Annotated in this window: 11 protein-coding genes; 4 read left to right on the forward strand and 7 right to left on the reverse strand. The window is 48.3% G+C overall.

Features of this window, described 5'->3' with window-relative positions:
- Positions 1-244 precede the first annotated feature (244 nt).
- Together LUQ50_RS15125 and purB are read left to right on the forward strand one after the other, a co-directional pair.
- Positions 245-1003: a response regulator gene (locus LUQ50_RS15125; protein ID WP_300041128.1), complete on the forward strand. Its 759-nt coding sequence runs from the start codon at positions 245-247 to the stop codon at positions 1001-1003.
- Positions 1004-1429: 426 nt separating this feature from the next.
- On the forward strand, positions 1430-2770 hold the full coding sequence (gene purB / locus LUQ50_RS15130; RefSeq protein ID WP_300041130.1) for an adenylosuccinate lyase: 1341 nt from the start codon (positions 1430-1432) through the stop codon (positions 2768-2770).
- Between the two features lie 49 nt (positions 2771-2819).
- Here the strand turns inward: purB and LUQ50_RS15135 are convergent, their stop codons facing one another.
- The 7 genes from LUQ50_RS15135 to LUQ50_RS15165 all read right to left on the reverse strand — a co-directional run bounded on the left by LUQ50_RS15135 (position 2820) and on the right by LUQ50_RS15165 (position 8998).
- The gene (locus LUQ50_RS15135) at positions 2820-3413 is read right to left on the reverse strand and encodes an FxLYD domain-containing protein (protein WP_300041132.1); all 594 of its coding nucleotides are present in this window, start codon (positions 3411-3413) and stop codon (positions 2820-2822) included.
- A 10-nt stretch (positions 3414-3423) separates the two neighbouring features.
- Positions 3424-4461 carry a M42 family metallopeptidase gene (locus LUQ50_RS15140; RefSeq protein WP_300041134.1) on the reverse strand — a complete coding sequence of 346 codons (1038 nt, stop codon included), beginning with the start codon at positions 4459-4461 and terminating at the stop codon, positions 3424-3426.
- A 7-nt stretch (positions 4462-4468) separates the two neighbouring features.
- Positions 4469-5572, reverse strand: coding sequence for a pyridoxal phosphate-dependent aminotransferase (locus LUQ50_RS15145; protein ID WP_300041136.1), 1104 nt, complete (start codon positions 5570-5572; stop codon positions 4469-4471).
- A 6-nt stretch (positions 5573-5578) separates the two neighbouring features.
- Positions 5579-6178, reverse strand: a complete 600-nt coding sequence (hxlB, locus tag LUQ50_RS15150; RefSeq protein ID WP_300041138.1) for a 6-phospho-3-hexuloisomerase — start codon at positions 6176-6178, stop codon at positions 5579-5581.
- A 110-nt stretch (positions 6179-6288) separates the two neighbouring features.
- Positions 6289-7800: an MBL fold metallo-hydrolase gene (locus LUQ50_RS15155; protein ID WP_300041140.1), complete on the reverse strand. Its 1512-nt coding sequence runs from the start codon at positions 7798-7800 to the stop codon at positions 6289-6291.
- Between the two features lie 11 nt (positions 7801-7811).
- Positions 7812-8120, reverse strand: a complete 309-nt coding sequence (locus LUQ50_RS15160; RefSeq protein WP_300041142.1) for a hypothetical protein — start codon at positions 8118-8120, stop codon at positions 7812-7814.
- A 2-nt stretch (positions 8121-8122) separates the two neighbouring features.
- Positions 8123-8998: an Mrp/NBP35 family ATP-binding protein gene (locus tag LUQ50_RS15165; protein ID WP_300041144.1), complete on the reverse strand. Its 876-nt coding sequence runs from the start codon at positions 8996-8998 to the stop codon at positions 8123-8125.
- Positions 8999-9176: 178 nt separating this feature from the next.
- Here LUQ50_RS15165 and LUQ50_RS15170 point away from each other — a divergent pair, with 178 nt between their 5' ends.
- Together LUQ50_RS15170 and LUQ50_RS15175 are read left to right on the forward strand one after the other, a co-directional pair.
- Positions 9177-9848: a hypothetical protein gene (locus LUQ50_RS15170; RefSeq protein ID WP_300041146.1), complete on the forward strand. Its 672-nt coding sequence runs from the start codon at positions 9177-9179 to the stop codon at positions 9846-9848.
- A gap of 27 nt (positions 9849-9875) precedes the next feature.
- On the forward strand, positions 9876-11071 hold a 1196-nt coding region (locus LUQ50_RS15175; RefSeq protein ID WP_300041147.1), incomplete at its 3' end, for an IPT/TIG domain-containing protein.

Raw genomic sequence — 11071 nt, forward strand, 5'->3', positions numbered from 1 at the left:
CATGAAACCTGAATCCAGGCCTTTTTTATCCTGTGCTGAACAGTATTCCGGGGTCAGCAACCCTTTCCAGATAAGAATGAGGTGAATAATCAGGGTAGTTTCAAGACAGGTCTCAGTCCTAATCAGGTTATTCGGATTCAGTTCAGAATACATACATAGATACAACACAAGAATTTACTAGCATCTCTATGCCAGCCTCCTCATGACCTGAGAGGGCCATATCTCTCCACGTGGATACCAGACCATGACCCGGGTTCTGTATATTGATGATGAATCATCACTGCTCACACTGACTCAGCTCTATCTGAAAGAAGAAGCTGGCCTTGATGTCGAGATTGCAACTACTGCAGAGGAAGGGCTCAACCTTTTGCAAAAAAGCAGTTATGATGCCATCATCTCTGATTATGACATGCCTGATATCGATGGGATTCAATTTTTAAAACTAGTACGGGATTATGATCTTGCGATCCCGTTTATCATCTTTACCGGTAAAGGAAGAGAGGAAGTAGCCATTGAAGCCCTGAATAACGGTGCTGATTTTTACATCCAGAAGGGAGGCGAACCCAGGACTATCTTCACCGAACTGGCCAATGCCGTACGCCATCTGGTCCGCCGGACTCAGGCTGAGCGAAATGTAATTCAGATAGAGCAACATCTGACTGCCTTCCTCAATGCACTGCCTGACATCGCCTATATCAAAGGACCTGACCTCACATACCTGTTGATTAATACTGCTTATCAGAAATTCCTCGGTCTTTCATCAGTGCAGGAGGCAGTAGGGAAAACCGACAAAGAACTTCTTCCCTCTCCCTTTGCGGCCCTCTCCGGGGAATCAGATGAAGAAATTCTGAATCGGAAAGTGCCGTATTTGATCCAGAATATATTTGATGGAAAGACGTATCAGATTCAGAAATTCCCACTCTCATTTCCTTCGGGAACAACCGGAATCGGTGGAATCATCAGAGAAATAGTAGATGATTCAACCACCACTTTTTCCTCCTGAACCTGCAGATTTTTTCTGGTATCGAGTTCCAGATACGTTTGCTTCGAGCTTTAGCCCTTTCCCGGTACCTGGTTGCTTCAGGAATCCACCAATCTGCGGTGGTTACGCACGGGAATTTTAGTATGGGTTGTGGTCGGATCCGGTTTTCCTGGTCTGATCATGTTTGGGATTTACTACCCATGATTCCCTCATCATTGGATTCGGTATGGCACCCCGCGGTGAAGTAGCGATGATTGTTGCGCTCATCGGACTTTCCTAAGGGATAATCAGCCAGGATATCTACGTGTCAATCGTCTTTATGAGTCTCCTTACTACGATCATCACCCCGCTTATCTACCGAACTGGTTCTTCAGACCTGACATCTGCCCGGTCTTCTGACCCTCATCTTCGAATATATTACAAGCTCCCGGAAGAGACATGTAACCAATGGCAATACATCCGATCGAGTTCAGATACGGAACGCCTGAGATGAAGGTTGTCTGGACTGAGGAGCACCGGTTTCGCAGGATCATCGATGCTGAAGTTGCGCTGGCACAGGCAGAAGCCAGATCAGGAATGATCCCACAGGCAGCAGCTGAAGCAATCGCAGCAGCTGCATCAGGCGCGAGCCTGCAGCGTGCCAAAGAGATCGAGGATGAGATCCATCATGATATGATGGCCATAGTACGGGCGGTCTCCGAGGTCTGCGGTGAATCAGGGAGATGGGTCCATTACGGTGCCACCTCCAACGATATTCTTGATACCGCAACCGGACTCCAGTTGAAGGATGCGATTACCATCCTTGACTCCAGACTCAGGCAGCTTCTCTCTTCCCTGCTCACCCGGTCATCAGAAACAAAGAAACTCGTCTGTATCGGCAGAACCCACGGCCAGCATGGAGTCCCCACCACCTACGGTCTGCGATTTGCAATCTGGGCAAGCGAGATTGGCCGACATATTGAACGGCTTGAACAGATGAAACCCCGGGTATGTGTCGGCCAGATGACCGGGGCTGTCGGCACTCAGGCAGCTATGGGCACTCATGGTATCGAAGTTCAGGAGACGATGATGCAGCTACTCGGAATCAGTAGTGTTGATGTATCCAACCAAGTGATCCAGCGGGACCGGTATGCTGAGTACTTCTGCTTCCTTGCCAACGTGGCTACTACCCTTGATAAGATAGGGGTCGAGATCAGATCGATGCAGCGGACCGAGATAGGCGAAGTTGAGGAGGCATTTGGTGCAAACCAGGTTGGCTCATCCACTATGCCACATAAACGCAACCCGATCCGGAGTGAGCAGGTCTGCGGGCTGGCCAGGATTGTCAGGTCATCGGTAGAACCTGCATTCCAGAACAACACACTCTGGGACGAGCGTGATCTGACAAACTCTTCACCTGAACGGATCCTCTTTCCTGAAGCAACTATCCTCTGCGATCATATCATCAAACTGATGAATACTGTTATTGAGGGACTGGTACTGAAACCGGATCGGATTCGTAAGAATCTGATGCAACTTCATGGAATCAATATGGCTGAATCGGTCATGATAGAACTGACAAAAAAGGGAATGGCCAGACAGGAGGCTCATGAGGTCATCAGGGTGAAGAGTATGGAGGCACTTGCATCTGAACAGGCACTTGCAGGACTGCTAGCAAACACACCTGAAGTTACGAAATATATCCCTGCAGCAGAGATAGAGGCACTCCTGCATCCTGATAATTATCTTGGAACCTCGGTACAGCAGGTGGAACGGGTTGTTGCAAAACTAAAGCCACTCTGCACCTGAACGAAAATTGAAGGATTCAAAAAAACTGATATGGCGGGTGCCCTGCCACCTACCCGAATACACCGATATAAATAGATCCATATCGCTCAAACTGGAAATCAGGCCGTTCAATCGGATCGGTCACAAATTTCCAGGTTGAACGTGGTGACAGATAATCTATCGAAGCATACGCATTTCCGATCTGATCCCCATCAGCATTATAGAGATTGAAAGTTACCACGATCAGATCAATCGTTTTATCATCAAGATTCTTGATCTCTCCCCTGATTGCTGCTTTTGACTTTGAATATCGTTCAATAGTGGTCTTCACAATCGAGAGATTTGCCTGACTTGCCCGGGTGCTCTGAACATATCCGTATGGACGGTTGACATACAAGGTCATATCAGGTCCGGCATCCTCTTTTTCAACCGAAGCCTGGCCCTGATACTGGACCTCATCAAATACCGGAACTGATTCCTGATCCGGAATAATAAAAGGCGGTACCGGAATAAGGTCTGCTGATACTGCACAGAAAAGAAGGACGATGAAACAACATATCACAGTGAGAGAAAAAATTCCCGGCAGGGTATAGCGGCTCATAGCATTGAATTGGCATACGATGAGAAAATGATTGCGAAACCGGTCTACTGGATCCGGTTTCATATAATACTATTCAGAGTTTTGGTTTCTTCTTCAGCGCTTCAACAAGGAGATCGATAGAATAGTTCACATCAGCAAGATCCACGACCTCAACCGGGGAGTGAATGTACCGGGCAGGCACCGAGAAGGGAATGCTCGGGATGCCGTCCCTGACCAGATTGATGATGGATGCATCTGTGTTTCCACCCTCACCAACTTCGAGTTGGTACGGAATCTTTGCTTTATCTCCTGCATTTCGGAGCCAGGTTGTAAGTCTGCGATCTGCCAGCAGGCCGCGACCTGATGCACTGGCAAGCACCAGCACCGGACCCTTGCCCATTTCAGGGGAGGCATCCTTACGGCTGACACCGGGATGGTCACCAGGGATAGTTACATCGGTTGCAATCGCAACATCCGGGTTCAGGGCAAATGCACTCACCTTCGCACCTTTAAGCCCGATCTCTTCTTGCACGGTGAATACCCCGTAGACAGTCAGCGGAGTCTTCATCCGTTTGATGACCTCAATCAGGACAGCAACACCGACGCGGTTATCAAGCGCCTTGCCTGAAACCCGGTCCCCGGCAAGCCTGGTAAACTCCTGCTCAATCGTGATCGGAGTACCGATCTCGATACCAAGAGCAGTGACCTCATCAGCAGAAGAGACTCCGACATCGATGAAGAGATCATCCATCTTGATCTCTTTTTTGCGGTCTTCAGGGGTCATAATGTGTGGGGGTTTTGCACCGAGGACACCGATCACCGGGCCACGGGTGCCATGGAGGATAACCCGCCGGGTGTACAGGCTCGGATTATACCAGCCACCAATACCGACAAATTTGATGAATCCTTTCTCATCCACATACTGAACCATCAGCCCGATCTCATCCATATGCGAGGCGATCATCACTGAAAAGTCAGATCCTTTCCTGACAGCAATCAGATTGCCCAGTGTATCTTCCCTGAACTCATCGACATAGCCTTCAAGCTCTTTCCTGACTATATTCTTGATATTGTCTTCAAACCCGGAGACCCCATGTGCATCCGAGAGTTTCTTTAGTAAATCATAAACCATGAATTATTCACCCGACTACTGTACTGATCCGTTTAAGCGCTTCCCTGATATTATCCTGTGATGTTGCATAACTGAACCGTGCATATTCATCTGCATTCTTGCCGAAGGCATCACCGGGAACCACCACCACACCTGCATCCAGGACCTTTTTCGTCATCTCTTTTCCGAGTGGGACAAACGCATAAAATGCACCTCCCGGAACCGGGAAGTCAAACCCGAGATCATGAAGCCCGTTGCAGAGCAGATCACGTCGTGTCCTGTACTCATCACGCATGACCGGGACACATGATTGATCCCCGGTGTAAGCAGCGTGAGCAGCATACTGCGAGATGGACGTTGCACAGGTCTGGCAGTACTGATGAACTTTCAGGCATTGCTGAATATAATCCGGATGACCGGCGAGATACCCGACCCGCCAGCCGGTCATTGCGTAGGTCTTGCTGGTAGCGTTCACGGTGAGTACATCCTCGCCAAACCTGGCTGCACTCACATGCCGGTCCCCGTAAATGAAGTGCTCATATACTTCATCAGAAAGGACGGTAACCCCTGCGTCATTGGCAGCCTCAACCAGTGCACGAATTGTCTCCTCACTTTCAACCGTTCCTGTTGGATTTGAAGGAGAATTTAAGATCAAGAGGCGTGCTCCCTTCATCTTCTCTATTGCAGCATCGACTTTAATATGAAGGTTCTGATCCAGGGAGAGCGGATCCACCACTCCTCCGGCAAGTCTGGCACAGGCTTCGTATGAGACAAAACCGGGATCACTGATCAGTACCCGCTCACCCGGATTCACTAATGCCTGAATCGCGATAAAAAGTGCTTCTCCTGCACCAGCGGTTACAATCACCTGGTCAGGGTGATACCTGATCCCATTCTCGGTTTTTAGTTTTCTGGAGATGGCTTCCCGCAGTTCCGGCAGACCGGCGTTAAATGTGTATCCTGTTTTTCCTTCGTTTATGGCACGGATTGCTGCCTGTTTGATATGATCCGGGGTATCAAAATCAGGCTGGCCGAGGGCCATGACAATCGAGTCGGGTTTTGCTGCCTGGAAGAACTTCCGAATTCCTGACATCTCGACATCGAGGGCTCGCTGGGCAATATGATGAGTCATCTGATATCACTCGATATTTGCATGGCGGCCTTTTAGTTCTGCTTCATCGGTGCTGGTGATCTCCATCAGACGGGAGATGACCGCATCACAAAACGTCATCGCAGCAGTCTCAAAGAGTGTCCCCAGCGGAGCAAATGACCGATGCTCCCCCAGCATCTGCCTGATCTCAAACTCCACGGTCTCATCAGGAACGGTGTCGCGGTAGTTCTCTATCATTACACAGGAATCAGCCATCTTCCCAATAACCGAATCCGGATTGGAGGTGATGAGACAGATACGACCGCCGATCTCCTGGGCAGTCTGTACAATCTCAGCGATGGTCCGGGTCTTTCCCGAACCTGAAAGGACCACGATAACATCGCCCTTCTGCAGTGCAGGGGTTATCGTCTCACCGACCACATAACTCATCATACCAAGATGCATCAGTCGCATGGCAAATGCCTTTGCCACCAGACCGGATCTTCCTGCACCCATCACATAGATGCGTCTGGCTCCCATCAGTTCAGAAATGAACCGGGAGACCTCTTCATCTGACATATGGTTGGCGATTGCGTCTATGCGGGAAGCCATGAGACGCATCATCTCCTGAACGCGATGCTGATTCATATCCGGGTATCAGATTACCCTTTAAGATACATCAGGATACCGAACACTGAACCGGGATGGTAAAAAGTATCGCATATGGTGAACAAAAAAAGAGAGCGCAAAATCACCGGTCAGGTTATGTGGCGGTATGATTCTATCGTTCCAAGAGGGATAAGATCCCCATTCTCAAGCGTGGAGACCGGTCCGTGCCCACAACAGATGATCAGGCGATTTCCTTTCTTCTGCAATCCGGCATCCAGATCAGTTGCAACGTTCATCAGATCTTTACGCTCGTTTCTGACAAGGTCCGGGTTTACATTCACGCTTCTGACCAGATACACCGCAAATCCGTTATATTGGCTCCGGTCAGGGGTGAGATGCTTCAGGTTCAGAATAGTATCAGACGTGAAGAGGAGCCCGAGCTCACGACAGAGGAGATATACCATTCCATGCTGATGGCCTCCGTAGCCCTCAATTATCTCGCCGGAGATCCCGTTCTCTTCAAACCTGCAGAGTAATGGAAAGGCACCCACCTTCTCTCCGGATGGAGGCGGAAACAGATTGACCTGTACAGGTGGGTGCATCCGGGCAAAGAGGTTGATCATCACCGTGTAGACCTGTTCAAACACCAAATCTTCTGAACAGGCACCATATGCACGGTTATTGGTCTTGATCACATTCCATGTCCCTTCATGAGTCCAGACCGGAGCCTCAAAATATCCTGCCGCACCGCAGTGATCGGTATCGCCGTGGGTCAGGATGATCCTGGTAAATCCAGGCGCGCCATCAAGCCCGTAATACCTGAACATCTGCATGACATCGTTATGATAGATGCCATATCCGGTATCTACCATGATCCGACCGGTCGGGGTATCAATGACAAAGATACTCCCTCCGCCAGGGAGTTGAAAACAGTACAGCCAGATCCCGTTTGTGATTGGTATCTTCTGCACATCAGCAAAAAATCCATCTCCGGATGTTTCGGCAAGGCGCCTTCCATTCTGGAGGATCTGTTCAAGGGTTGTTTCGTACTCTTCGCCGTACTCTGTCAGCTGCTGGGCGATATGGCTGAACTGATTGAGCAGATCCACGAGGTAAGGATCTGCAGTCTCACCGAGGATGGCTCTGACCCGCTCTGCATACCTCTGGTAAAAGAGACACCCGTCAGACTCGTCATCACCGCAGTCATACCCATCGATCTCAAGCTGATAATGGGCTCTAATTGCGTCCAGCAGTTCTTCGGTCTGTGAAGTATCCCTGACCCTGACTGCTATGGAGAGCCGGTCCGGATTTTTTCCACGGTTATCAAATGCAAGTGACGTAATCTCGGCCTTGTAGTTGTCAAGGATCATCAGAATCCGGTGAAGAGTTCCTGGAATGTCAGGGACTATTACAGTGAACCTGATACTCTTTGGATACCGTATCTCTGATTGAAGGTATCCCTGCTCTGATAATGCCTGCATAGCCCGATGACAGCCGTCAGATGAACCCCTGACAGAAACAAAAGCAGTTTTCGGGTCTATTGACCGATTAAAATGGCATCGGGTAACGGTAATTCCAGCATCTGCAATAATCCTGACCGCCTCGTGTATTGAACCGGTATCAGGGATTCTGATGATAAAAAATTCGTTTCTGCAGTCCATCAGACCACCAGTTATTCAGGGACGTAACCTTCACGATCAATGAAAAGTCCACCAAATATGGCACGCTCAATCAGTTCAGAAACATACCGCATCTTCTGTGACTCCTCAAGATCCATGTTCCGGTACACCTCAGAGTAGATCTGAACCCTGAGCAGACCAAATCTGAACTTATCAATAAGTTGCTCATTCAAGGTGCCTGCCTCGCGAAAGATCGGTTCGATCATATCGGGTAACAGGGTGATGTCCTCAAGGCATGCAGCAACCTGATCATAAAGAGGAATATGTTCCTCCCTCCCACAGAGTATTTTCAAATAATCCATTCTCACCGTTCAACAATGCTTACGAGTTTCTGCATCACATCATCGATTGCTTTCCAGCTGGGAGATTCATCTTTACGCTTGATGATGAACGGACGACCTTCGTCACCAGCCTTGCGCATCTCAGGATCGAGTGGAATGCTTCCCAGAAACGGAACGTTATGTTCATTTGCAATCCGCTCACCACCACCCTTTCCAAAGAGATCAATGACCTCACCACAGTGAGGGCAGGTCAGTCCGCTCATATTCTCCACAACCCCGAGAACATCCATCTTGAGCATCTCAACAAAGGTGATCGCCTTGGTTGAATCAAGCGTTGAAACATCCTGTGGCGTAGTTACGATCACAGCTCCCCGCAGGTTGGGAGCTATCTGGGCAATCGTGAGGGCTTCGTCACCGGTTCCCGGGGGCAGGTCTACCACGAGGTAATCGAGAGAGCCCCATTTGGTATCCTCAAGGAACTGCCTGATGGCACCGGCCTTCATGGCACCACGCCATACAACCGGTGCGGATTTTTCAGGTAGCAGAAACGCCATCGAGATGACCTGCAGTGACCCGGTTACCCGTACCGGAATAATCTTATTATTTTCAGAACTGAGCTGGTGATCTTCCAGGCCTAACATCTTTGGTACATTCGGACCATGGATATCCAGATCAAGCAGACCAACCTGGCGCCCATGGTTGGAAAGGGCATATGCAAGATTGACCGCAACTGTTGATTTACCAACTCCGCCTTTTCCAGAGAGGACCAGGATTACATGTTTTACATCAAGTTCAGCACGTGGAGGAAGTGTATTTGCCTGACCACACCCTGAGTTCTGCTTACAGGTGGAACAATTATTATCGCATGAATCTGAAGGATTATTCTCGTTTTCTGCCATAATGGAACCTTATCGTTGATGAGAGTCGTATATTATTTGGAGAAATCAGAACATAAATGAATGGGATACTTCTCTTTAGATTCGTATCACAAGTAGGGTAATTCAGATCCTCGTAACAGTTCTTTACGATATAAATACCATAGTCACCTATTTAGATTACGAGAGGGGGCAATAGGTAATGGAACGTCGGGATATCCTTGTAATAGCTGCTGCATTGATCGTGGTTCTAGTACTGGCGTTGGTGGTGAAACCGATGCTTACCGGTCAGGCCCCGAATCTGGGATTACCCCAGACACCCGAGCCGACTCCCTCGGTAGAGCAGGCTCCATCTGCCCCATCTACCGGGGTAGTCGTAACCGGACCAACAGAAATTCAACTGACGCCAGAACCAACACCTGTTGAACAAGCGACAACATCACCACCATCGGCATCAGAATCCAGGGGACAGACAGGTGAACCTCTTCCCGCTCCAACCAAGGTCAGCTGGCAACCGGATGCAGATAATCCCATGCCAGCAGTCCAGATGGTGCATTATGCTGATATTGTAGGGAAATATACCGGGAGCACGGCTCCATTCCGGATTCCTACCCCGTACTGGGAGATCGCGTATAATATTACCCCGTCCGGACCCGCACCGGTGTTCCTGATGGATGTGATGGAAAAGGGAACTGCCGGAGATGCTGACAAGACCCTGCGTAGTATGATCTATCGTCCAGGAAAAGAGATGGATCCCAAAGAGGGAAGATTCTTTGAGGGAGGTCGTGATTATTACCTTAATATTACGGCAGATCAGGTCGAGAAATACCGGATCTTTATCTCGATACCCCTGAAATATATCCCTGATACCTGATCCTGAAATCTTTCAGGATCCATCATTTTGAAAGAGGCTGCAATGGAGAAACGTGATATTCTCATCATCATCGCTGCTATTTTTATCGTCCTGTTAATGGCGATGTATGTAAAACCACTGGTGACCGGAAAACCGGTTCAACTCATTCCTGATGAACTCTCAAACTTTCTGAAAGGAGACAAACAGAACCAGACTGCTAATAATACGAGTTTTAATAATACATCCTACAAAACGATAACAAAAATGCCGGCTGTAACATCGATCAGCCCACAAAATCTTTCAGATGATGGAAATAAGACTTCCGTAATGATTCAAGGACGAAATTTTACAGAGTCCATGAATAATGTCACCTTTGTCAACGAGGGAGTTAACAAAACATTTCCCAGTACTCTCACAAACGGAACCCTGACTGCTACCAATGTATCACTCTCACCAGGAAACTGGGCCATAAAAATTGTGGACAACGATACCGAAGTTACCTACAACACTACCCGATCGATTGTCGTACTGCCTACCATTACTCCTGAACCCACATGGGATGGAAAACCTGTTCCGCTCCAGGCGACGGAAAAACCTGCGGGAACGATATTTAAGAGCAGGCAATACCCGGAGGATGTTACTCCAAACAATACAAAGATGAAAACTTTCTCAAACTTTGGTGGTGTCAGGAGTGTGTATACCGAACCATTATTCATTCCGTATAACTACTGGGATCTTTCCTATAATGTCGATTTCAGAACTGAAATTGCAAATCCCAAGGATACTTCAAATAATGTCTTTGAGTTTAATAAACAGTACAAAGAACCTCTCACCACCTATGAGGGAGAGCCTATCATCTATTATGAAGGGAACAGTTCGATTCCAACCATGATCTCTGTGAAAGATGCAGTAGAAAGTGAAACCGTTTTCAAGAGAAGTTCAGACACTGTCTTGATCAAAACACCTAATGATGAGCGGGATGCCAGCCCATCATATGATACCTCCACCGAAAATGCTCCTCCTTCGTTAGTTGAATCTGTCGGATATATGAAGCCAGATATCAGGATCACAGTAAAAAATGTAGATGATCCATCATCTCAACCGATAACAATCACACCAAATGGAGGAATTGATCCTCTCCAGTGGGATGAGGTGAAACATAAAACAGAAGCAGAGAATATCCTGAAACAACAAGGAAAGCAGAATTATTTTGATTCTGAAGAATACCAGGATGCCTGGGACGA

Source organism: Methanospirillum sp., from assembly GCF_028679455.1.
Lineage (GTDB): Archaea > Halobacteriota > Methanomicrobia > Methanomicrobiales > Methanospirillaceae > Methanospirillum.

Coding starts and splice junctions, on each gene's coding strand:
- LUQ50_RS15125 (WP_300041128.1), top strand. CDS start 245: ATGACCCGGGTTCTGTATATTGATGATGAATCATCACTGCTCACACTG.
- purB (WP_300041130.1), top strand. CDS start 1,430: ATGGCAATACATCCGATCGAGTTCAGATACGGAACGCCTGAGATGAAG.
- LUQ50_RS15135 (WP_300041132.1), bottom strand. CDS start 3,413: ATGAAACCGGATCCAGTAGACCGGTTTCGCAATCATTTTCTCATCGTA.
- LUQ50_RS15140 (WP_300041134.1), bottom strand. CDS start 4,461: ATGGTTTATGATTTACTAAAGAAACTCTCGGATGCACATGGGGTCTCC.
- LUQ50_RS15145 (WP_300041136.1), bottom strand. CDS start 5,572: ATGACTCATCATATTGCCCAGCGAGCCCTCGATGTCGAGATGTCAGGA.
- hxlB (WP_300041138.1), bottom strand. CDS start 6,178: ATGAATCAGCATCGCGTTCAGGAGATGATGCGTCTCATGGCTTCCCGC.
- LUQ50_RS15155 (WP_300041140.1), bottom strand. CDS start 7,800: ATGGACTGCAGAAACGAATTTTTTATCATCAGAATCCCTGATACCGGT.
- LUQ50_RS15160 (WP_300041142.1), bottom strand. CDS start 8,120: ATGGATTATTTGAAAATACTCTGTGGGAGGGAGGAACATATTCCTCTT.
- LUQ50_RS15165 (WP_300041144.1), bottom strand. CDS start 8,998: ATGGCAGAAAACGAGAATAATCCTTCAGATTCATGCGATAATAATTGT.
- LUQ50_RS15170 (WP_300041146.1), top strand. CDS start 9,177: ATGGAACGTCGGGATATCCTTGTAATAGCTGCTGCATTGATCGTGGTT.